Here is a 22,648-nt window from a genome sequence, read left to right on the forward strand (position 1 = left end):
TATATCGAGGGGAGACACTCTCATTTATACGACATCTTTACCTATCGTATTGATAGAAAGATCATGACTTGATCAGCGCATTTTCCGGATCCAGCAATGGTCCCGAGACAACGCAGGCCGCATGCTGCTCACCAATGATATCGACGGTGAGGTTGGCCCCTTCCTCAGCATGGGCGGGATTGACAAAGCCCATGACGATGTTCTTGTCGACCCGGTAGCCATAACCAGCAGACGTGACGGTACCGACCACCTTCCCATCGGCGTAGATCGAGTCACCTGGGTGGGCGGCAGCATGCTGGCAGTCAACGACCATCGTCACGAACTTCCTGCGATATGGCTTGCCTTCCTTGGCCATGAGCGCTTCCTTGCCCGGGAAGTTCGGCTTGTCCATCTTCACGAAACGCCCCAGGTCACTTTCGAAAGGATCGAATTCGGTGATCAGATCTGCCTTCCAGTGACGGTAGCTCTTCTCGAGGCGCATGGACTCTGTTGCCAATGAACCAAAGGGTTTCAGATTGAATGCCGGGCCCGCTTCATCGATGAGCTTGTACGCCAGATAGAGTTGCTCATTGGGGACGTGCAGCTCCCAACCCAGCTCGCCGCTGAAGCTCACTCGCAGTGCCATGGCTTGCGCATGGCCGATGTAGACTTTCTTGGCGGTGAGCCAGGGGAATGCTGCGTTGCTCCAATCCGTGCGCGGGGAGAGAGACGCCAGCAGATCACGGGACTTGGGCCCAGTGATCACCAGGATCGTATGTGAGTTCGTCATGGGAACAAGCTCGACACCGGTGTCAGGCAGATGTGACTTCAGCCATTCCATGTCGTGATATTCAGCGGCAGCGGCAGAGCCGTACCAGAAGCGGTCATCAGCCAGCTTGGCCAGCGTCGCTTCACCAGCCACGTTGCCCTTGTCAGTCAGGAAGTAGCACAGACCCACACGCCCGACCTTCTTGGGCACGTTGCCGCACATCAGGCCATCCAGCCATTCTGCGGCCTTGGGTCCCTTGATCTCATAGCGGTTGAAGCCGCTGACTTCCATCAGACCGACATTTTCGTGTACCGCCTTGACCTCTTCCGCAATGACCTTGTCGACGTCGGTGAAGCGGAAGCTGTGCTTGAACTCGAAGTCAGGGGTCGGCTTGTAGAACAACGCCCGCTCCCAACCATTGACGGTGCCGAACTCAGCGCCTTTTTCTTTAAGCACAGGGTATAGCGGCGTCGTCTTCGCCAAGCGGCCGGCATCACGATGCTCATGCGGCATGTGGAAGCGGAATTCATTCTGATAGTCTTCCACTGCCTTCAAGGCAGTGAACTCAGTGTTGGCATGTCCAGTGAAACGCGCGGGATCCAGGCACCAGGTATCCCACTCGGACTCACCATGCACGATGAGTTCGGCAAGAATCTTGCCATGGCCACCACCTTCCCCGAGCCCGGCACGCAAGCCGATGATGGAATAGACATTGGTCAGGCCCGGGGTCTTGCCGACCAGCGGGTTGCCATCAGCAGAATAGGTGATGGGGCCATTGATGATGCTGTGAATCCCGGTGCGCTCCAGGCATGGCATGCGCTTGAAGACACGCTCCATGTTGTCCAGGCAGCGATCCAGATCATCCGGGCATAGTGCATTGACGAAGTTGGGGTCGATGCCATCCATGCCCCAGGTCTTGCAGCGTTGCTCGTAGATGCCCACCAGCAAGCCTTTCTTTTCCTGACGGCTGTAGAAGTCATCGCGTGGGTCACGCAGCAGCGGAACGCGCGTTTCACGGGCTTCCAGTTCAGGCAGAGGCTCCGTCAGGAAGTACATGTGTTCCATCGAGATGACGGGATACTCGACACCCAGCATGTCACCCACTTCATTGACGCGATAACCGCAGGCATTGACGATGATTTCGCAGGTGATATCACCATTTTTCGTCTGAACGACCCACTCGCCATCGGGCTTTTGATAAACCCCCTCCACCGGGTTGTGACGATATATCTCTGCCCCGGCTTTACGAGCACCGCGCGCCAGCGCCTGAGTCAACTGAGCCGGATCAATGTCACCATCGAGTGGATCCCACAGACCACCAAGAAGTTCTTCATCGGCTTCCAGCAGTGGATGACGCTTCGCACATTCCTCGGCATCGATCAGTTCAAAATCAACGCCCATCCCTTTCGCCAGGGAAATGAAGTGCTTGTAGCCATCCATATGCTCCTGGGTAGATGCCAGACGGATCCCCCCCGTTGCGTGATGGTAATTGATGGGGTGTTCGGGATCTTCGGACAATTCTTTATATAACTTAATACTGTGGCTTTTCAGACCCACCATTGTCTGTACTGCGCCAAAGTTTGTTACCTGTGCAGCAGAATGCCAGGTCGTCCCTGATGTCAGTTCATTACGCTCCACCAATACCACGTCTGTCCAACCTTCCTTGGTAAGGTGATACAGCGTGCTGCAACCTGCAATCCCACCGCCAATAACAACCACTTTTGCATGTGTTTTCATTGGTATTCCTCAACTTGTTCTTATTGGTAAACGATAAACATTATCGGTACGAACGGTGTTATTTCAGCATTGTTCTTGTCTTCGGCGGTGTCTCTGAACCGTACGACCCAATGAATGAAAGCGCTTTCATTTTTAGCAGCAAGGTTTTGGCCTTGCAAGGCGTTCCCTACCTATTTTTGTAAGCAGCCGTACTCTTTCTGACGCCGCAAAGACCAACGCGATTTAAACCAAAGCTGGTTAATTAGCGAAAAAATCTACATAACCCATTCAATAAAGCGTTTGAAACTGGGTCATGACACTAAACCAGTGAAGTCATGAGGCCTTTCTCAACCATACATCTCGTCACGTCACGATAGAAAACATCAGAAAAATACGCTTGATCAGACATCATGCTGAAGCAATGCCTCATGAATCACAGCGAAGACTCAGCGGCATGAGACAGCATTGAGGGTACTTGGCTCAGTTGGAGAGCCAGGTACAGGAGAGAGCTGAGGAAGGGAGTAGATAGGCACGCACTGCGTGAGAAGCAATGTACTGCCCGTCACCTTTCACGGGGACTGGCGCGGTGGGGCGCAGGAGGCGCGCACGATCAACTCGACATCCAGTACGTCAGGTACATAAAGGTCTGACTCTTTCAATCTGGCGATCAGATACTCAGCCGCCAGAACCCCCATGCGGCGCTGAGGCGTTCTCAATGTCGTCAGCGGCGGTGACAGGTGGGCCGCCAGCCAGGTGTCATCGAAGCCGGTGATGGATACGTCACCCGGTACATCGATGCCCATGATCTTGCTCTCGAATATGGCGCCATAGGCAAACGGATCGGAGCCGCAGATGATCGCGGTAGGTCGATTATCCTGCGACATCAGTGTCCTGAAGACCTTCTGACCTTGTTCGACCCCAAAGGGACTCTGCATGACAGACGTCTCCGGCAGAATCAGGCCGCGCGTTGCCAGGGCATCGCGCACGCCCTGCAGACGATGCTGCGCACGGTCATTGCCTTCCAGCATCCCTGAAATCATCGCGAAGTCGCGATGGCCCAGATCCAGCAGGTAATGCGTCACCATGCTGGCAGCATCATGATTATCGAAGCCGATGCAGGGATGCTTCAGCGTCGTATCAATGGACCAGTTGATGATATAGGGAATGCCCTTCGCATTGAGCACATCATAGATGCCTTCATCACGACACAGTCCTACCAATAGCAAGGCGTCGACACCGTGGGCCACCATCTGGGCAATCTGCTCTCGCTCCTCTTCCACATCATAGTTGGAAGACGCCACCACCATGGTATATCCCGCACTGGAAATATAGCGATGAAACTCCTCAAGAGAGTGCCCAAAGAGCGTATTGTCCAGTGAGGGAACAATCGCACCGATCATACGAGACTTATTTGACGCCAAGGCACGTGCGGCCGCGTGCGGAACATAACTCAATGATTTTATTGAGCTGTCTATTTTCAACTTGGTACGATCACTCACAATCTTGGGATTGTTGAGATACCGCGATACCGTCGCAGGAGAGACTCCCGCATGTTTGGCAACATCTTCCAGCGTGACACTATTCAGCCCAGTATTAATCTTCTTCACTCTGACGCCTTATTGTAAAATTACCAGAATAAATATGAACAATATCAATACGCCCTGAATATCGTGTTACCCGCCCGATCTGAACTCCCTGCAGGACGCTGAGCAAGAATCTCGTCGTCATTCAATTTAGAACTTCAACAAATGCGAAAAAACTGGCGTAGTGTATTACGACTCTTCATGGGGACGCCGCCTTCTATGTTCAACGCATGGCTCGCCGCTTTCCGTTCAGTCCATCGAGTCAGCTCCATCACTCAAGCCCCTGACGTGAAGACTATCTCCTCATCTCCGCTATCCGTGGGCCTTGAGGTCGCCAATGCATCAGAGAGGGAAGTTGATGCCCCCGCCGTGCCGCCCCACGGTCTGATGAGAAGCCAGCGCGACGTTGTCAGTGAACCAACGGCAATCGTGCCCAGAAATGGCCGTCCTGAGTGCTCAGTTCGCTGTCTTGCATCAGATAGGCAAAAGTCGCCATCGGTTCGAGATCAGCAAAGGCCTCTGGGTGCAACCAACGCGCGATCTGTTCGAGAGCGACGATCGCAAAAGGCCCCTGATGGAAGCCATGCCAAAGTGCCAGTACCTGCCCTTGCTGCACGGCTTCCAGTGCCGGCCAGCCGGGTAGCGATGCTACCAGATGCTGAAGATCCGCTTCGATGTCCTGCTGCGACACGCCGATTCCCGCGCGAATCCCGTCGCCCTTGCTCCATTGACCGCCAGTATTGAGTATCACTTCAGGGGGATGAGCCAATACCCATTCCTTGCTGAGCGTCGCCCCGCTGACCGGTGCCAGGTCAGCGGCCAGATTGCGTGCCCCGGCACGCGTCACCATGTCCGATACGCCGTTGTGCAAGTTGGTGCGACAGCAGTCCACCTTGACGCCAGGTGCGATATTGATCAGCACACGTGGGCGTTCGGTAATGTTGCGCAGACGCTGATCAATCTGCGCCAGATGGCGTTCTATCATGTCGTCAACGGCCTTGGCCCTCGCCTCCTCCCCCAGCACGGCACCCAACAGCTGCATGCTGGCCGGGCCATCTTCCAGCGGGTGTCGATTGAACTTCACATACAGATAGGGTGTTCCTACCTCGCTCAACAGGTGCGCCAGCGGCGAACCTTCAATCCGCGAACGCTGCGAGAGATCGAACAGCACCAGGTCAGGACGCAGTGCCAACAGGCCTTCGCTATCCAGCCCCGGCGTCGAGGCCCGGCTCAGCGCCGGCAGCGTCGCCAGGCTCGGCCAGCGCGTTTCCAGCCGCTGCGCCATGGCGGGATCAAAGACTGCCAGCGGATACGCCCAGCCAACGACGCGCTCCAGCGGTGCCTGCATCAGTGTCAGCAGTGCATAGAGCTGGCGTGGTTGCGCGAGAAAGATGCGCTGAGGCGGTGACATCAAGGTCACGTCACGCCCGGCAAGATCGGTAACCTGCCTGGGAAAGTCATCAGCATCGTCGGCATGTGCCATCGCACCTGATATACCTAGCCACAGACAGCCGAGCGTCATCAAGGTTCGCGCCATGACGCGACCTGGAAAAAGCCTCATCGTGATACCTCACCCAGTGTCGCACCCGACACATCGTCCGCCACGCGGTCGCTCATCACTACGGGATACCCCTGCGAGCAGGTCTCGATACGTGCCTCGATCCCATAGGCTTCGCGCAGATGATCTGCCGTGATCACCTGTCGTGGATCACCTGTGGCCAGGAGTCCCGTAGGCGCGAAGAGAATGATCTGGTCACAAAATCTCAGCGCGAGATTGATGTCATGCAAGGCGATCAGGCAGATCGCCTCCTGTTCGCGCACGATACCGCGCACTCCCTCGATCAAGGCCAACTGCCAACGTAGATCAAGGGCGCTGGTCGGCTCATCGAGCAACAACAGCTGAGGTTGACGAACCAATGCCTGGGCAAGGCCGACCATCTGGCGCTGCCCACCTGACAAGGTATCCATGCGGCGAAACGCCAAGGCATGCAGCGAGAGACGCTCGAAGACCTGCTCGACCAGTGCATCAGTATCGGCACGACTCAGCTCCGCCCGCGCCGCGCGACAGGCACTGGCCACGGCTTCGTAGGCCACCAGACTGGTAGGCTGTGGCAGGCTCTGCGGCAGATAACCGACATGGCGCATCCGCGTGGCACCCCGCAGCGCCGAAAGCTCAAGCTCACCGAGATGAATCTGTCCCTTGGCAGGCCGCAGACCGGCAACCGCCTTCAGGAAAGTCGATTTGCCGACAGCATTGGGGCCAAGCACCCCAACCAGAGAGCCTGACGGCATCGGTGGAAGATCCAGTCCATCGAAGATGAGACGACGCTGATAACCGGTCGTGAGACCCGAGATACGAAGTTCCACTGGTAAATGACTCATCCCTGCCCCCTGCGCTGACCGAGCAGCAGAGCCAGAAAACACGGAATGCCAATCAACGAGGTGACGATCCCCACGGGTAGCACCAACCCTGGTATCAGCGACTCACTGGCCGTGGCGGCCAGGGACAGCACAAGCGCCCCTGCCAGCGCACTGCCGGGCAGATAGAATCGGTGGTCTTCGCCCAGCGCCAGACGCGCCATATGGGGGCCGACCAGGCCGATGAAGCCAATCGTGCCGACAAAGGCCACCGCCACTGCTGCCAACAGACTGACGCGCAACAGCGCCGTGCGCCGAAGACGCGTCACCGGCACACCAAAACTGCGCGCATGATCTTCGCCTGCCCGCAGCGCCGTCATGGCCCAGGCGCGGCGCATGGCAAACGGCAGACAGACGACCAGCACGCTGGCGATGATGGCCACGCGCTCCCATGATGCCCCAGAGAGACTCCCCATGGTCCAGAATACCAATTGCTGCAGGGCATCAGGACTGGCAATGAACTGAACCAGTGCATTGATGGCATTCAGAACGAAGACCAGCGCGATTCCGAACAGCACGATCACCTCGCGACTCGCGCCGTAGAGCGAGGCTACGGCATCGATGGCCAGAATCGACAGCGCCGCGAACACGAAGGCCATCAAGGCAATGGTATAGCTGGGTGGCAGACCCGGCAGAGTGACATCGAGAATGATGACCAGTGACGCCCCGAGCGTCGCTGCAGCGCCCACCCCCAAGGTGAAAGGACTGGCCAACGCATTGTTGAGCACCGTCTGCATCTCGGCGCCGGCAAGCCCAAGCGCCGCCCCTACCAACGCGGCCATGATCGCCGTGGGCAGACGAATCTGCCAGACGATTGCCTCGTTGATCGCCCCATGAGCCCCCGGGTGCACGAGTTCTGCCAGCAGATCGCTCAGCGGGAGATGGGCAGGCCCCGTCATGATGTCAGCGAATATCGCCAGCAATAGCGCAGCGCCCAGCAAGGTGATGATGACCACTCGTCGCCAGGCGAATTGTCGGTATTGCTGAGCGAGAGATAGAGAAGAAGTTGACGTGAGTTGCGCACGTGAAGTGGAGGACATCAGTCTTTTTTCGATCACCAGCAAGGTCTGCCACAGGAAGATGAGAAGGAATTCCGATTCGGTAGCGCCAGAGACCGGGAAACGATGCGTCGGAGATTCTCGACACATCTCCCGCGGCTCGTGGTCCCTGCCTGTCATTGAAGAGGAGGCCGAGAGACACCACGCAAAAGATGATAATGATTAACGAATGCATTCACAATGCATTGCCAGCATCCAGCGCTACGTCAACGCACTGTCAACCTGACGGCTCGCGCAGCCGCTATCAAAAGCTTGGACAGGACATGAGGGATTGCTATGTTCAGGACTCCATTGATAGCAGGAGTCTGACATGACCCGCCTGACCGCAAAGGATTTTGCTCCAGAGTTGCTGGAGCTGTATGACGGCTATGTTCACGGCAACATCACGCGTCGGCAGTTCCTCGATGGTGCAGCGGCCTTTGCCGTCGCGGGACTGACAGCCACCTCCATTCTGGCAAGCCTGAGCCCCAACTACGCGTTGGCGTCACAGGTGGAATTCACTGACCCCGACATCATCGCCGAGTACATCACCTACCCCTCTCCTCAGGGCCATGGTGAGGTGCGAGCGTATCTGGTGCGCCCTGCCAAGACGGAGGGGCCATTGCCTGCAGTGATGGTCGTTCATGAGAATCGTGGTCTGAATCCCTACATCGAAGACGTCGCACGGCGCGTGGCCAAGGCAGGCTATATCGCCCTCGCACCGGATGGCCTCAGCTCCGTCGGCGGCTACCCGGGCAATGATCCCAAGGGCAAGGAGCTGCAAGCCGCGATTGATCCCGAGAAGCTGATGAACGACTTCTTCGCCGGTATCGAATTCCTGTTGGCTGACGAGCGCACCACCGACAAGGTCGGCATCACCGGCTTCTGCTATGGCGGAGGTGTCTCCAACGCCGCGGCGGTGGCTTACCCGGAGCTCGCCTGCGCCGTACCCTTCTACGGGCGCCAGCCACGCGTAGAGGAAGTCGCCGCCATCAAGGCACCGCTGCTGCTGCAGTACGCCGAGAATGATGAACGCGTCAATGCCGGCTGGCCGGCTTACGAAGCCGCCCTGAAAGCAAACGACAAGGTCTATGAGGCCTATATCTACCCGGGCACCAGCCACGGCTTCCATAACGACTCCACCCCGCGCTATGACGAGGAAGCCGCCAAGCTGGCCTGGGACAGAACCTTGGGATGGTTTGCCAAGTATCTGAGCTAAAACGCTGAGCTACGTATCTGAGCTACATATCTGAACTACTGACGTGCCAGTGGGCAGAAGCGCAAGCCAACCGCCACTTGTGAACACACTGCAATAACCTGAACATCAATGACCTAACATGCCGTATCGTCACCAATGCGACGATACGGCATGTCGTCAACGGATTGGCATAAACGACGTTACCTACCCCCCCATGAATAAATAGCTTATCTTCCATCATGTAAAATACTGGACTGTTGAAATATCAGGCGCAGCAGTCAAAATGCACCATTCACACTCATATATACGAATAAATAAATATGAGAACATGTATTAATGTCACAAACAATATCATGAGCAATATTACAAAAATATCGCATATCATATTGAGTATTTATACAAAAATGCCGAGGATATCAGCGAGATAGTGGCCAGCTATTTGACCGACATCAAGACACTGTTAAAAATGATAGCCACTTAGCCGCCATGGCCAACAAAGCGCTGAATGAATGGAGTATCGTTGAGCCGTTCTCACTGAATGATCCAACGAGTCGCAAAACATCCTCCAGGCGACAGACCGACTGTGCATTGCTGAGCATACCAACGGCCGTCATCGCTCAGATCATGCGTTTTTTTATTCGAAACACGCGCCACCTGCGAGCAACTGGCTCATCAGTGCTCACCCGATCTGATTTTTAGTCACTCCCGAACCCGGATATGACGTCAAATCTCGAATGACTGTTCCTTATGGCCATCATGAAAGAAGAGCACACCGCTTTGCGAACCTCTTCGAGCAACCCTTCTCGAACGCACGCACTACCTGCCGCTCTCACATGCAGGCGATACCACAAATGACCGCGATCCATAATATCCGACTTGGGAATCCCTCATGAAGCGACTGCGAACAGCGCTTATCATTCTTGTATTGGCGGCTGCCGCGGGCGCTGGCGGGTATTACTGGTGGCAACAGCTACAGGACGATCTCGCCGAAGGGTTTGCCCGCGCCAATGGACGCATTGAAGCAACACGCATCGATGTAGCACTCAAGTTCAGTGGCCGAATCGCGGAGGTCGTCGTCACAGAGGGCCAATGGGTGGCGGCAGGCGAGGTGATTGCGCGAATCGATGCCACCGCGCTGAAGGCACAGCTACGCGCCGCTGAGGCAGGCACCCGACAGACTGAGCAGTCGCTGACTCAGGCCAAGGCGCTGGCGATCCAGCGCATGAGTGAATTATCGCTGTCCGACTCAGAATTGACGCGTATCCAGACCTTGGCGGGGCGAGGCTATGCGTCGCAAGAATTGCTGGAACAGCGCCGTTCGCAACGCACCACCGCGGTGGCGGCACTCAATACCGCGCAGGCACAGATAGCCGCTGCCGAGGCGGCCATCGAAGCCGCCAAGGAGAATGTCGCAGCACTCAATGCCAATCTCACGGATTACACCCTCATCGCACCCCACGCTGGACGCGTGCAGTACCGGCTGGCTGAGCCTGGCGAAATTCTGGCGGCGGGAGGCAAGGTCGTCTCATTGCTGAACCTGACAGATGTCTACATGGATGTGTATCTGCCCACTGATCAGGCGGGGCGCCTGCGCTATGGCAGTGAAGCACGGCTGATTCTCGATGCTGCTCCGCAGTATGTGATACCCGCGACCGTCGATTTCGTGGCCTCTGAAGCCCAGTTCACCCCGAAATATGTTGAAACCGAGAGCGAACGCGAGAAGCTGATGTTTCGCGTCAAGCTACAGATTCCTGCGGAGATTCTGCACCGCTATCAGGACGTCGTGAAAACCGGAGTCCCGGGGATGGCCTATGTACGCGTGGACCCAGACGCCGAATGGTCTGAAGCGCTGCAGGTGAAATTACCCGAATGACGACCTCCCCCACCTCCATCGTCGCGACGCTTGACGGTGTCAGTCATCGCTACAAGTCGACCAGCGCCCTGGAGAATATCTCGCTGACAATCCCTGCCGCTCGGATGGTCGGCGTGATTGGCCCTGATGGCGTAGGCAAGTCCACGTTACTGGGGTTGATTGCCGGGGTGCGGCGTATACAGACCGGGGAAGTTTCCGTGCTCGGGGGAGCGATGAGCGACGCAAGGCATCGCGCGGCAACCTATGCCCGCATTGCCTATATGCCCCAGGGCCTGGGACGCAATCTCTATCAGACACTATCCGTCTACGAGAATGTCGATTTCTTCGGTCGCCTCTATGGCCAGTCGAGGGCTGAACGCGTAACGCGCATCGAACTGCTGCTCAAGAGCACGGGGCTTGCATCATTCTCTGGCCGCCCCGCGGGCAAGCTCTCCGGCGGCATGAAGCAGAAACTCGCGTTGTGCTGCGCGCTGATCCACGACCCGGATCTACTCATCCTCGACGAACCGACTACGGGTGTCGATCCACTGTCACGGCAGCAGTTCTGGCAATTGATCGAGCGCATCCGTCAACACCGCCCCACGATGAGCGTGATCACCGCCACGGCGTACATGTCAGAGGCTGAGCGTTTCGATCAGCTGATCGCCATGAATGCCGGCGCTATCCTGGCGGAAGGGACGCCGGAGGCATTGAAGTCCCAAACCGCGACTGAAACATTGGAAGCCGCCTTCATTGCGCTGTTGCCGCAAGAGGATCGGCAGGGTCATCAGACCATCACACTGCCACCGCGCATGGTTCAAGAAGGCCCTCCCGCCATCGAGGCTGAAGGACTGACCATGCGATTCGGCAACTTCACCGCCGTCGATCACGTCAGCTTTCGCATTGAGGCCGGTGAGATATTCGGCTTTCTCGGCTCGAATGGCTGCGGCAAGACCACCACCATGAAGATACTCACCGGACTCTTGACCGCCAGCGACGGCACTGCCCAGTTGATGGGCAAGCCTCTCGGCACCGATTCCATGGCCATCCGCCGCCGCGTGGGCTACATGTCGCAATCCTTTTCGCTTTATTCAGAGCTGTCGGTGCGCCGTAACCTGGTACTGCATGCCGACCTCTTTCACCTGCCCAAGGCGCAGCGGGAGCCTCGGGTAGCAGAGCTGATAGAACGCTTTGATCTTGCTGCGGTGTCGGAGTCGACGCCCGACAACCTGCCACTCGGTGTTCGCCAGCGCCTCCAGCTTGCCGTGGCGGTACTGCACGCTCCTGAGCTATTGATCCTCGACGAGCCAACCTCCGGGGTCGACCCCATCGCTCGCGACGCTTTCTGGGCGCTGCTGATCGAGCTGTCACGCAAGGACGGGGTGACGATCTTCATCTCCACCCACTTCATGAACGAAGCCGAGCGCTGTGACCGCATCTCGTTGATGCACGCGGGCAAGGTGTTGGCCCAGGGCGTACCCGATGATCTGCGTCGTCAACGTGACGCGGCAACTCTCGATGACGCCTTCATTACCTACTTGCGGGAAGCCGGAGCAGAAGACACTGCTGCCCCCGTCTCACTGGAGTTTGCAGCGGCGGGGGGGCAAGCAGAGCACCGCATGGGCTGGTTCTCACTCGCTCGGACATGGGCCTTCGCCAGACGCGAGGCGATGGAGATCCTGCGCGACCCCATTCGTCTGGTATTTGCGTTGTTCGGCCCTCTCATATTGATGGTCGCGATGGGCTACGGCATTACCTTCGACGTCGAGAATCTGTCCTACGCAGCCCTCGACCAGGACCAATCACGTGAAAGCCGAATGTTTCTCGATGCAATGGCGAGTTCGCGCTATTTCGATGAGCGATCTCCGCTTGCCGACTTCACCGAACTTGATCGACGCATGAAGTCCGGGGATATCTCGCTTGCCGTGGTGATGCCGCCCGATTACGGACGAGACCTGCTATCAGGACGAACCCCGCAGATCGGCGCCTGGCTGGATGGCTCAAACACTACCCGTGCAGAAACCGGTCGAGGATATGTGCAAGGGGTGTTGTCCACTCATCTGAGCGATCTTGTCATGCGCGAGGGCGGGAATGCCGTGAGTGTCTATCCGGCTAGCATCGCCCCCCGGCTGCGCTACAACCAGGCTTTCCTGTCTCGGCATGCAATCCCACCGGGTGTCTTGATGATGCTGTTGATCATGATTCCGGCCATGCTCACGGCGCTCAGTGTCGTGCGCGAGAAGGAAATGGGCTCGATCCTCAATCTCTATGCGGCCCCGGTACACAAGATTGAATTCCTGCTCGGCAAGCAGCTGCCCTATATCGGCATTGCCATGGTCAGCTTCGTCAGTCTCGTGGTGCTGATGCTGACACTGTTCGGCTTGGGCATACCGGGAAGCCTCCTTGCGCTTGTCAGCGGCGCGCTGCTGTTTACCACGGCAGCCACCGCCTTCGGCCTGGTGGTCTCGAGCTTCGTGGGCTCACAGATCGCCGCGATCTTCGCCACCGCCATCATCGTCATGATCCCCACCGTCAATTTCTCGGGGATGATGTATCCCGTCTCGACCCTTGAGGGAGGGGCGGCGTTCATCGGTAGGGCTTTTCCAGCACTCTATTTTCAGCAGATCAGCGCAGGTGTCTTCAACAAGGGACTCGACTTGCGAGTGCTGTACCCCGATCACCTGGCGCTCGGCGGATTCTGCTTGCTCTTCTGGATGGCGGCCACCGCATTGCTGAAAAAGCAGGAGGCATGATGCGCTGGATCACGAATATCTATCGCCTGGGCATCAAGGAACTGTTCAGTCTATTGCGTGACCCCGTGCTGATGGGGCTGATTCTCTACACGTTCACCGTTGCGATCTATACCGTCGCCAATGGCGTGAAGACCGAGCTCAACAATGCATCGATCGCCATCGTGGATGAAGATCGCTCAGTGCTCTCCTCCACTCTCACTGGCGCGTTTCTGCCGCCCTATTTCAAACCACCGGCCGTCATCGCGCCATCCGCCGTCGATCCGGGCATGGATACCGGGCGCTATACCTTTGTGCTGGATATTCCTCCAAGTTTCGAGGCAGACGTACTGGCGGGTCGATATCCCGTGATCCAGCTCAATGTTGATGCCACGGCGATGGCGATCGCCGGCAATGGTGCCAACTACATCACCAGCATCCTCGACACCGAGCTGTTGAAGTTCGTCAGTCGCGACGGAGGGGACACGGCACTAGCCGTCGATCTGCGTATTCGCGCGAAATACAACCCGAATCTTGACTCGACCTGGTTCATGGCGGTGATGCAGATCATCAACAACCTGACCATCCTGGCGATCGTGCTGGGCGGGGCCGCGGTCATCCGCGAGCGTGAGCATGGCACCCTCGAACACCTGCTGGTCATGCCGGTGACCGTCAGCGAAATCATGCTTGCCAAGATCTGGGCCAACGGACTGGTGATCGTGGTCGCGGCGATCCTTTCGCTGCAGATCGTGGTGCAAGGCTTGCTGGGCATCCCCATTCTCGGTTCGCTCGTGCTCTTTTCACTGGGGGCTGCGGTCTATCTTTTCGCCGTGACCGCCATGGGGATCACTCTCGCGACCGTGGCAACCACAATGCCTCAATTCGGCCTGTTGTCGATTCCCGTCTTCGTCGTGATGAATCTGCTCTCCGGTGGCATCACACCGCTTGAGAGCATGCCGCCAGCACTTCAGACCATGGTGCAGGTACTACCTTCGACGCACTTCATCACGTTCGCCCAGGCAGTCCTGTACCGTGGCGCGGGTCTCGACATCGTGTGGCCGCAATTGCTGGCAACGGCGGTAATCGGCATGGCCTTCCTGACCTTTGCGCTAGTGAGATTCAGAGCGACCCTGGCCGCCGTGAGATAGCGACCGAGGCATCAGCTGCACAGCAATCCACTGGCCACGATCCTCGCGACGGTACCCTTGCCGATGCCACTGATACGCGTCAGCTGGTTCGATGACGCCCAGGGGCGGTGATCGATGATATCGGCTGCGCGGGAGGGACCGATGTTAGGTAACCGTCCCAGTTGATCGGTGTTCGCGGTATTGAGATCAATGCAGGCATTGGCTGACGGACGGGCCGGCGATGACGTGGAAGCATTGGCGGCCACCTGTCGAACACCATTGGACGGCAACATGGCCAACGACCCGCCTTCCAGCATCATATAGATCGGCGCGTGATCCGAGACATCTGCACGCGCAGCCTTGTGGGAGATGCCGAGATACTCCGGGAAGCGGAAGATACCGCCGCTGACCTGTGGCCACTCATCGGGCACGAACCAGATGTTGTCGTAGAGACTCGCATAGCGCCCATCGGCAGTGGAGAGCGTTGTCGCCCCTTTCGTGATGAGCGGGCGCAGACCCAGCGCACGCAAGTCGCTCCAGGCCGCTTCATCCGGTGCCATGTTGAAGTCGCCCATGATGAGCGTCGGACTGCCGGGCGAGATTTCCTTCATCAGGTCATAGATGTCGGCCAGTGCACGAATTTCCGGCGAGCGATCTGCCTTGTTGTCGCCATAGATGATATGCACATTGGCGGCGCTGAAAGTCTTGCCGGTGGCCTTCTCGACGAAGGACGCGAGCAACGGCTCACGCGAGAACACATCCTGCGGATCGAGATAGACGGTCGCACCGCCCTGATAGCTGATGGTCTTGTCGCGATACAGGTAGGCGTAGCGTTCGGTATAGGTACTGCGCCCGACGGCGTGGCTGACGAGGCTATCCCACTCATCGCCCGTCAGCGCTTCAAGCCGGTGCTCAAGCTCTGAGATGACCTCTTCCTTCATCACTTCCTGCAGGCCGATGAGGTCCATGTGCTGCGCGACGGCGGCCACGTCTTCCAGATGCTTGCCGTTGTTCCACCCGGCATGTTTCAGATTCCAGCTGGCGATGACGGCATCCGCCTGACTCATCCCCGACACACTTGAGACGACTACCAGCAAGAGTGCCTTGCCAATACGCTTCCACCACGACCCACTGTTATCTGTGTATGACACGCAATATCCCTGACGACGACTCGGCCCATGAAAATACTAACCGGCTGTATTTTATGAGTTTATCGCCGTAGTTTATAGCACAAGGATATTATTGATTACCGCATGCGCAGATTGCGGCCGGGAACGCGTCAGTGCGTGAAAAGAGCCGCTTGTACAGGAGCCGTCGCTTGACCTTCATCGGCAGGCGTCTACCCTCCTGCGTCAACTCGATCTACCTCCTCATCTGCAACGTGTCTCACGTCAACGCGAGCTTTCATGATCACTTCGTCATCCGCCTCTCCTGCACGCCAGTTGGCCTCCCTGCGTCGGACATCCCCGCTGGTACACAACATCACCAACCATGTCGCCATGACACCCATCGCCAACACCCTATTGGCGATCGGTGCCTCACCACTGATGGCTCACGCATTGGAGGAAATGCAGGACATCGTGGGGATCGCCGATGCCCTGTGCATCAATATCGGCACCCTTTCCGGCCCCTGGATAGACGCCATGCATCTGGCGGCTCATACCGCACATCTGGCCGGCAAGCCCTGGGTGCTCGACCCTGTTGGCGTCGGCGCCTCTGCGCTACGCCAGCAGACCTGCCGCGCACTGCTCGCCTATCAACCCAGCGTGATTCGAGGTAATGCCTCTGAAATACTGGCACTGGCGGGTGAAGCCAGTCAGAGTCGCGGCGTTGACAGTGGTGATGACGCACGGGAGGCTTGCGATCGTGCCACACAGGCGGCTCACGCGCTTGCCAGACAGCACGACTGCGTGGTGGCGATGACGGGCGCAGTGGATGTCGTCACCGATGGCCGGCGGATGATCCGCATCACGGGAGGCCACCCACTGATGGGCCGCGTGACGGCGATGGGCTGTGCGCTGAGCAGTGTGGTGGCTGCCTTCATCGCCGCCAATGATGCATCATTGAGTGCCACCGCTACGGCGCTGGCCTGTTACGCTTGTGCAGGAGAGCACGCCGGCCGCATTGCCGCGGGACCGGGCAGTTTTGTGGGCGTGTTCATGGACACGCTTTACGCTCTTGATGGCGAAACAGCCGCACTTGAAACGCGCATGGAGATAACCAATGTCGCTTGATCTATCCCTTTATCTGGTCACGGACCCCGCACTGTGTGCCCGACGTGGGCTGGAAGCTACCGTGATGGCCGCGGTACGTGGCGGCGTCAGTGTCGTGCAGCTGCGTGACAAGCATGTCAGCGATGCCGAGATGATCGTGCAGGCCAAGCGACTGAAGGCACTGCTGGACGAGTATGAGGTTCCGCTGATCATCAATGACCGTCTTGAGGTCGCGCTGGCCAGTGGCGCCGATGGCCTGCACATCGGCCAGGGAGATGGTGACCCCGCTGAAGCACGCCGTGTACTGGGCGATGATGCGCTGATCGGCCTGTCCGTCCAGACGCTTGAACAGCTGGCACAGGTCGATGTCGAGCATCTCGACTATCTGGGCCTGGGGCCGGTATTCGCCACCCCGACCAAGCCTGATCATGCGGCCCCATTGGGCCTTGAGGGTCTCGCACGACTGGTACGTGCAAGCCCCCTTCCCACTGTCGCGATCGGGGGTCTGACACTGATCAATGCACGCGAAGTGATGGCATCGGGCACTGACGGACTCGCCGTCGTGTCAGCCCTGTGCACGGCGGCTGATCCGGCGATGGCCGCTCAGGAGTTCCTCGCGCAGTACCCGTTCTGAGTCTTTGCCTGAACGCCTGAACGCCTGAACAAGGCATTCCAGCCACGGCCATGTAGACACGACAACGCCCGCCATGGATAGCCATGGCGGGCGTTGTCGTTGGTGCTTGAGCGCATCAATGTGTGCGTATCAGCTGGCCGACAGATCACTCTCGGCATTCGCGACCAGTGCGAACTCTTCCTCAGCAGATTTCGCCACCAGATGATGCCGGCTGACCAGCGCGTAATAGCCGATGCCGACGATGAACAGCAGCACGGTGTAATTGAAGGCACGGGGGTCAAAGGCATAGACCCCCGTCAGCGCGACCAGTGACAGCAGCAACGCAATCGACGACGTCACGATGCCCCCTGGTGTGCGGTACGGACGCGCCAGTTCCGGCTGACGAAGACGCAGCAGGATATGGCTAGCCGCCATCAAGGCATAGGAGACGGTGGCCCCGACGACCGCCATGCCCAGGATGAGATCACCTTCACCGGTCAACGAGACCAGGAACCCGAAGATGCCCGGCACGATCAAGGCCCAGGTCGGTGCCTTGCGCGCACTGGTAAGCGAGAGCGTCTTGGGCAGATAACCGGCGCGCGACAGCGCGAATACCAGACGGCTATAGCCATAGATGATCGAGAAGAACGACGCGACCAGTCCTGCCAGGGCCAACACATTGACCAGCGTGGCCAACCCATGACTGCCAGTGGCATTCAGCGCATCGACCAACGGCACGGCACTGGCCTCCATTGCTTCAGCACCCGCAGCCCCCGCCAGCAGGAAGACGACCAGCACCGCCGTGAACATCAGGAAGATCATCGCGCCGATGATGCCACGCGGCACATCGCGTGCCGGATCACGTGACTCTTCTGCCGCCAGCGGTACGCCTTCCACCGCCAGGAACAGCCACATGCCGAACGGCAACGCTGCCCAGATGCCGTACCAGCCATTGGGCATGAATTCGCTGGCACCCCAGGCATCGGTCGGGGCGATATCGAACAGACGACTACTGTCAAAGTCACCGATCAGTGCCACGGCGGTCGCGATGATGGCGAAGACTGCCAGCCCGCTGATCACCATCATGACCTTGAGCGCTTCGCCCACGCCTGCCAGGTGGATACCGATGAACACCACGTAGAAGATGGCGTAGACCAGCGGCCCATTGATCCCCAGCAGTGATTCCACGGCACTGCCGATGAAGATCACGATAGCAGCGGGCGCCAGCGCATACTCGATCAATACCGCCAGCCCTGTCAGATATCCCCCGAACGGCCCCATCACCTGACGCGCAAAGCTATAACCACCACCGGATACCGGAATGGCCGCCGACATCTCGGCCAGTGATAGCACCAGCGCCAGATACATCACGCCCATCAGTAGCGCCGCGATGGCGAAGCCACCCCAACCGGCTTCGGCGATCCCGAAATTCCAGCCTGCAAAATCACCGGAAATCACATAGGACACACCCAGGCCTGCGAGCAGCACCCAGCCGGCGGTGCCCTTCTTGAGCTGACGCTTGGCCAGATAGTCCTGGTCCGTTGCCGCGTGTTGTGCAGAATCTTTTGTCATCGGGTCAACCTGATCTTATTGGACGTCATGAGAGGCATGACGTTCTTTTGTATTTAGAGTCTGTCGTATTGATACGTGCTTGCGCCTGCTGCCACTCGAGCTCACGACAACAGGAAATTCTGGATACCGCCGCCCTCTTCGAGTGCAGCACCTTGGCTTCTGTCCTTGAGACCGACGCCGGTGAGCCCGAGTCGACGTGCTTCGCTGAGCAAGTAATGCAGTCGCTGGCCAGCCAGGGTGAAATCAAGCCCGGCAGGACGCACATTCGAGATGCAGTTGCGGCTGGCATCGGTGAGACCGACATGCGGCTGCCAGGTGAGATAGAGCCCGAGACTATCGGGCGAACTGAGTCCAGGGCGCTCACCGACCATCACCAGCACGGCGCGGGCATTGAGCAATTCACCGACCTCATCGCCGATGGCGACGCGGCCCTGTTCCACCACCGTCAAGGGTGCCAATTGCCAGCCACGATGCGAGGTGTCGTCCTGCGTACCGTCGTGTTCGACGTCGGGAGCAGCATCCTCGGCGAGAATCTTGAGCAACGCCTCGATGAACGGGGCGGCATTGTGCTGAACGGCCAGAGACGACAACCCGTCGACAATGACGATGGCCAAGTCGGTGGGTTCCGCTTTCAATGCCGTGAGAGTCTCCCTTGAGGCATCATCAAGGCGGCGACCATGATCAGGACGCTGCAGGTAGCATGTGCGGTCTTCAGCCCGACTGTGCAGGCGCTGAATGGCCGGCGCCCCCTTGAGGACCTCGAGACTGGAGAGCTCTTCGATCAAACGCTCCGTTTCCAGTGGCAGGTGCACGGCATCCTGCGCACGGGCATGCGCCAGCTGGAAGGCCAGGGATTCGTCCGTCGGCAGACTGATGCCAGCACGCCCCAATCCGATACGGGCATCCGTGAACTGACTCAGCTGACGCCAGGGATTGTGCGTGACGACCTCTTCATCACCGGGCGTCTCTTGCGTCTTCACATCAGGAGGTATGGGGAGGCTCATGAACTGGCTCCTGTCACCTGATTCAACGAATTCGCGAAGCGCGATGGCATGGTGGTGGGCAGTTTCTGCCGCGAGACATCGATGAAGATTTCCATGCTCTCGAGCCAGGCCGCAAATTCAGGTGCGGGCGCCAGACCCAGTACTCGGCGCGCATAGAGCGCGTCATGGAAGGACGTGGTCTGATAATTGAGCATGATGTCGTCAGACCCGGGGATGCCCATGATGAAATTGCAACCCGCCACGCCCAGCAAGGTCAGCAGAGTGTCCATGTCATTCTGGTCAGCGTCGGCGTGATTGGTGTAACAGATGTCACAGCCCATCGGCAGGCCGAGCAACTTGCCGCAGAAATGGTCTTCGAGACCGGCACGGATGATCTCCTTGCCGTTGAACAGATACTCCGGCCCGATGAAGCCGACCACGGTATTCACCAGCAATGGCGAGAACTTGCGGGCCACGGCATAGGCACGCGCCTCACAGGTCTGCTGATCCAGTCCGTGATGACCATCAGCGGACAGCGCGCTGCCCTGCCCCGTCTCGAAATACATCACGTTGTTGCCGACCGTGCCGCGCTTGAGCGACAGCGCCGCTTCATGGGCTTGTGCAAGCACGCTCAGCGAGACACCGAAGCTCTCGTTGGTCGCCTGGGTACCGCCAATGGACTGGAAGACCAGATCCACCGGCGCGCCCTGCTCGATGCACTCCAGCGTATTGGTGACATGGGTCAGTACGCAGGACTGGGTGGGAATCTCGTACTTGTGAATCACCTCATCCATCAGACGCATCAGCTTGATGCTCTGGGCGACATTGTCAGTCGCGGGATTGATGCCGATGACCGCGTCACCACTGCCATACAGCAGGCCATCAAGAATACTGGCCGCGATACCGGTGACGTCATCGGTGGGATGATTGGGCTGCAGACGAGTGGAAAGATGACCGCTCTGGCCGATGGTGTTGCGAAAGGCCGTGATGACCTCGCACTTCCTGGCGACCAGGATCAGGTCCTGATTGCGCATCAACTTGCTGACCGCGGCCGCCATTTCCGGCGTGATACCGGCACGCACCTGGGCCAGCATCAAGGGCGTCGCCAGATCGCTGAGCAGCCAGTTGCGAAAATCGCCGACCGTCATGTGGGAAAGCGGTGCAAAGGCCAGCAGATCGTGATCATCGATGATCAGGCGAGTGATCTCATCCTGCTCATACGGGATCAGCACATCTTCGAGAAACGTCTTCAGCGGAATCTCAGCCAGACACATCTGGGCGACGACGCGCTCTTCAGCGGTCTCGGCGATCACTCCGGCCAGGCGATCGCCCGAACGGGCAGGGGTGGCCTTGGCCATCAGCGTCGCCAGGCTTGCAAAACGATAGCTGCGACTTCCCAGCGTGTAGCGATACTCAAGACTCATGCTTGATTCCTTGCACTGACAAATTCGTGGTATGTGATTAGCAGGAATCAGGCCAATTGATCATCAGGCGAACAATTGCTCGCCGCAGACCGCGTGCCACGCCTGCGCAATGCCGGCTCTGATCACCAGTAACATCGGCGACCGGGAGGACGTAAACGCTTACTCTGCGCTTGAAGCGATGCCTTCTTGCACAATCATGGCCACCACAGCACCAAGATGGTGCGCTGATTTTCACCATGAAGTAGCGACCTCGGGTACCTGTTTCATCTCGACAGCCGATGCTTCACGACGATGCGCCATTCAATTGCGAAATGATCGCTTCACGCTGCTTGAGCGACTCGACCCCTGCCTCACCCAGCTTGCTGGCCACTTCGCTCAAGAGACCCTCTGCCAGGAACATGAAAGCACTCATGCTGTTACTGTAGAACAGGCTGTGATTGGGCACATGGAAACTGTAAAGCGCCAGCGCTTGCAGGGGTGAACTGGACGAATCCGTCAGCGCCACCACCTTGATGCCGCGCGTGATGGCTACCTGCGCACAGGTCACCACACTGGGCGTATAAGGGAAGCAGCTCGCTACCACCAACACATCTCCCGCCTCCAACTGCGCCAGGGCATCCGCCACGCCCTGCCGGCTGGCATCCAGCGGTGCCACATTGGCGCGCAACATGCCCAGCCCATAGGCCATGAACAATGCCAGTGAATTGAACTGCCGCATGCCATGTAGCCGAACTCTCGGAGCATCCGCCAACAATCGCGTCACCGCCTCGAATGCCTCTGGGTCAATCCTCTCCAGCATCTCGGCGATATTGCCACTCTCCTGACGTGCCAGACGCGTCAACTGTGCCATTGCCGTATTGTCGTCATTGCGAGTCAGCAACTGAGATGCCTGCTCACTGTAGAAATGGCGGCCTTCGGTCACTTCGCGCCGAAAGACATCCTGAAACTTGCTGAAGCCGTCATAACCCAGTCGCTGCGCTAGACGCGAGAAGGTCGAGGCATTCACGCCCAGCAATTCCGCCAGCTGGCTGATGGAAGATACCGCCGTGCGCTGCGGCGACTCGATCAAGCTGCTCAGCACGCGTCGCGAGCTATTGCCGAGCCGGAGTTCCACCTCACGTCGATCGATTGCCTCCAACAACTGCTTCAGCCCTGAGACCGTGTCAGGTGGCAGTGAGGCAAGGCGAGTCGAGGACGTGACAGGAGGAGTGGCCATGAGGAAAATCCTGTAAAGGCTGGTAAGACGCGGCGACAAGGGACACCGCACGCAATGCTTGGAGAGGAAGGTATCACCTTTGACGCCACGTCTTCCTCACACGAAGACGTAAGCGTCTGGGAGCATTGTTGATCCACATAAAATGCAAACATTAATTGCAAAATAAATTAATGCACCTATTATTTGCATTATAGAAACATTCCATTTTGCCTTGCAAGA

The 22,648-nt window shown here is 58.1% G+C and carries 16 protein-coding genes and 1 pseudogene; 6 read left to right on the top strand and 11 right to left on the bottom strand.

The window, feature by feature from the left end:
- Positions 1-61: 61 nt before the first annotated feature.
- The 6 genes and pseudogenes from GQR90_RS11475 to GQR90_RS11495 form a co-directional block, all read right to left on the bottom strand.
- Positions 62-2,485 (bottom strand): GcvT family protein, encoded by a 2,424-nt coding sequence (locus GQR90_RS11475; RefSeq protein WP_158774229.1) that lies wholly within the window; start codon positions 2,483-2,485, stop codon positions 62-64.
- A 548-nt stretch (positions 2,486-3,033) separates the two neighbouring features.
- Positions 3,034-3,864, bottom strand: a complete 831-nt coding sequence (locus tag GQR90_RS11480) for a substrate-binding domain-containing protein (protein ID WP_233266253.1) — start codon at positions 3,862-3,864, stop codon at positions 3,034-3,036.
- Positions 3,865-3,915: 51 nt separating this feature from the next.
- Positions 3,916-4,071, bottom strand: a pseudogene (locus GQR90_RS17825) (LacI family DNA-binding transcriptional regulator); the annotation flags it as partial.
- A 385-nt stretch (positions 4,072-4,456) separates the two neighbouring features.
- A complete protein-coding gene (locus GQR90_RS11485) occupies positions 4,457-5,584 on the bottom strand; it encodes an ABC transporter substrate-binding protein (RefSeq protein ID WP_158774231.1) in 1,128 nt (375 codons plus the stop codon).
- Between the two features lie 20 nt (positions 5,585-5,604).
- Positions 5,605-6,429 (bottom strand): ABC transporter ATP-binding protein, encoded by an 825-nt coding sequence (locus GQR90_RS11490; RefSeq protein ID WP_158774232.1) that lies wholly within the window; start codon positions 6,427-6,429, stop codon positions 5,605-5,607.
- The gene (locus GQR90_RS11495; RefSeq protein ID WP_233266255.1) at positions 6,426-7,613 is read right to left on the bottom strand and encodes a FecCD family ABC transporter permease; all 1,188 of its coding nucleotides are present in this window, start codon (positions 7,611-7,613) and stop codon (positions 6,426-6,428) included. Before GQR90_RS11495 ends, GQR90_RS11490 begins: the two co-directional genes overlap by 4 nt.
- A 220-nt stretch (positions 7,614-7,833) precedes the next feature.
- Here GQR90_RS11495 and yghX point away from each other — a divergent pair, with 220 nt between their 5' ends.
- The 4 genes from yghX to GQR90_RS11515 all read left to right on the top strand — a co-directional run bounded on the left by yghX (position 7,834) and on the right by GQR90_RS11515 (position 14,429).
- Positions 7,834-8,721 (top strand): YghX family hydrolase, encoded by an 888-nt coding sequence (gene yghX / locus GQR90_RS11500; protein WP_158774233.1) that lies wholly within the window; start codon positions 7,834-7,836, stop codon positions 8,719-8,721.
- Positions 8,722-9,589: 868 nt separating this feature from the next.
- Positions 9,590-10,573: an HlyD family secretion protein gene (locus tag GQR90_RS11505; protein ID WP_158774234.1), complete on the top strand. Its 984-nt coding sequence runs from the start codon at positions 9,590-9,592 to the stop codon at positions 10,571-10,573.
- Positions 10,570-13,305 carry a ribosome-associated ATPase/putative transporter RbbA gene (rbbA, locus tag GQR90_RS11510; protein ID WP_158774235.1) on the top strand — a complete coding sequence of 912 codons (2,736 nt, stop codon included), beginning with the start codon at positions 10,570-10,572 and terminating at the stop codon, positions 13,303-13,305. Before GQR90_RS11505 ends, rbbA begins: the two co-directional genes overlap by 4 nt.
- Positions 13,305-14,429, top strand: coding sequence for an ABC transporter permease (locus GQR90_RS11515; protein ID WP_199269419.1), 1,125 nt, complete (start codon positions 13,305-13,307; stop codon positions 14,427-14,429). The genes rbbA and GQR90_RS11515 overlap by 1 nt, the downstream gene beginning before the upstream one ends.
- Positions 14,430-14,440: 11 nt before the next feature.
- On the opposite strand, the gene GQR90_RS11520 is transcribed toward GQR90_RS11515, so the two are convergent.
- Positions 14,441-15,559, bottom strand: a complete 1,119-nt coding sequence (locus GQR90_RS11520) for an endonuclease/exonuclease/phosphatase family protein (RefSeq protein ID WP_233266257.1) — start codon at positions 15,557-15,559, stop codon at positions 14,441-14,443.
- Between the two features lie 255 nt (positions 15,560-15,814).
- Here GQR90_RS11520 and thiM point away from each other — a divergent pair, with 255 nt between their 5' ends.
- Positions 15,815-16,642 (top strand): hydroxyethylthiazole kinase, encoded by an 828-nt coding sequence (thiM, locus tag GQR90_RS11525; protein ID WP_158774237.1) that lies wholly within the window; start codon positions 15,815-15,817, stop codon positions 16,640-16,642.
- The gene (gene thiE / locus GQR90_RS11530) at positions 16,632-17,255 is read left to right on the top strand and encodes a thiamine phosphate synthase (protein WP_158774238.1); all 624 of its coding nucleotides are present in this window, start codon (positions 16,632-16,634) and stop codon (positions 17,253-17,255) included. Before thiM ends, thiE begins: the two co-directional genes overlap by 11 nt.
- 129 nt (positions 17,256-17,384) lie before the next feature.
- On the opposite strand, the gene eat is transcribed toward thiE, so the two are convergent.
- From eat to GQR90_RS11550, 4 genes are all read right to left on the bottom strand, one after another.
- Complete coding sequence (gene eat, locus GQR90_RS11535) at positions 17,385-18,806, bottom strand: ethanolamine permease (protein WP_158774239.1); 1,422 nt, start codon at positions 18,804-18,806, stop codon at positions 17,385-17,387.
- Between the two features lie 101 nt (positions 18,807-18,907).
- Complete coding sequence (gene eutC / locus GQR90_RS11540) at positions 18,908-19,810, bottom strand: ethanolamine ammonia-lyase subunit EutC (protein ID WP_158774240.1); 903 nt, start codon at positions 19,808-19,810, stop codon at positions 18,908-18,910.
- A complete protein-coding gene (locus tag GQR90_RS11545) occupies positions 19,807-21,213 on the bottom strand; it encodes an ethanolamine ammonia-lyase subunit EutB (RefSeq protein ID WP_158774241.1) in 1,407 nt (468 codons plus the stop codon). The genes eutC and GQR90_RS11545 overlap by 4 nt, the downstream gene beginning before the upstream one ends.
- 283 nt (positions 21,214-21,496) lie before the next feature.
- Positions 21,497-22,429: a MurR/RpiR family transcriptional regulator gene (locus GQR90_RS11550; protein ID WP_158774242.1), complete on the bottom strand. Its 933-nt coding sequence runs from the start codon at positions 22,427-22,429 to the stop codon at positions 21,497-21,499.
- Between the last annotated feature and the right edge of the window lie 219 nt (positions 22,430-22,648).

The sequence above is a fragment of the Cobetia sp. L2A1 genome, assembly GCF_009796845.1.
Taxonomy (GTDB): Bacteria; Pseudomonadota; Gammaproteobacteria; order Pseudomonadales; family Halomonadaceae; genus Cobetia.

What these genes read in the sequence shown, in the direction of transcription:
- GQR90_RS11475 (WP_158774229.1), bottom strand. Translation starts at nt 2,485, where the DNA reads ATGAAAACACATGCAAAAGTGGTTGTTATTGGCGGTGGGATTGCAGGT.
- GQR90_RS11480 (WP_233266253.1), bottom strand. Translation starts at nt 3,864, where the DNA reads ATGATCGGTGCGATTGTTCCCTCACTGGACAATACGCTCTTTGGGCAC.
- GQR90_RS11485 (WP_158774231.1), bottom strand. Translation starts at nt 5,584, where the DNA reads ATGGCGCGAACCTTGATGACGCTCGGCTGTCTGTGGCTAGGTATATCA.
- GQR90_RS11490 (WP_158774232.1), bottom strand. Translation starts at nt 6,429, where the DNA reads ATGAGTCATTTACCAGTGGAACTTCGTATCTCGGGTCTCACGACCGGT.
- GQR90_RS11495 (WP_233266255.1), bottom strand. Translation starts at nt 7,613, where the DNA reads ATGTGTCGAGAATCTCCGACGCATCGTTTCCCGGTCTCTGGCGCTACC.
- yghX (WP_158774233.1), top strand. Translation starts at nt 7,834, where the DNA reads ATGACCCGCCTGACCGCAAAGGATTTTGCTCCAGAGTTGCTGGAGCTG.
- GQR90_RS11505 (WP_158774234.1), top strand. Translation starts at nt 9,590, where the DNA reads ATGAAGCGACTGCGAACAGCGCTTATCATTCTTGTATTGGCGGCTGCC.
- rbbA (WP_158774235.1), top strand. Translation starts at nt 10,570, where the DNA reads ATGACGACCTCCCCCACCTCCATCGTCGCGACGCTTGACGGTGTCAGT.
- GQR90_RS11515 (WP_199269419.1), top strand. Translation starts at nt 13,305, where the DNA reads ATGCGCTGGATCACGAATATCTATCGCCTGGGCATCAAGGAACTGTTC.
- thiM (WP_158774237.1), top strand. Translation starts at nt 15,815, where the DNA reads ATGATCACTTCGTCATCCGCCTCTCCTGCACGCCAGTTGGCCTCCCTG.
- thiE (WP_158774238.1), top strand. Translation starts at nt 16,632, where the DNA reads ATGTCGCTTGATCTATCCCTTTATCTGGTCACGGACCCCGCACTGTGT.
- eat (WP_158774239.1), bottom strand. Translation starts at nt 18,806, where the DNA reads ATGACAAAAGATTCTGCACAACACGCGGCAACGGACCAGGACTATCTG.
- eutC (WP_158774240.1), bottom strand. Translation starts at nt 19,810, where the DNA reads ATGAGCCTCCCCATACCTCCTGATGTGAAGACGCAAGAGACGCCCGGT.
- GQR90_RS11545 (WP_158774241.1), bottom strand. Translation starts at nt 21,213, where the DNA reads ATGAGTCTTGAGTATCGCTACACGCTGGGAAGTCGCAGCTATCGTTTT.
- GQR90_RS11550 (WP_158774242.1), bottom strand. Translation starts at nt 22,429, where the DNA reads ATGGCCACTCCTCCTGTCACGTCCTCGACTCGCCTTGCCTCACTGCCA.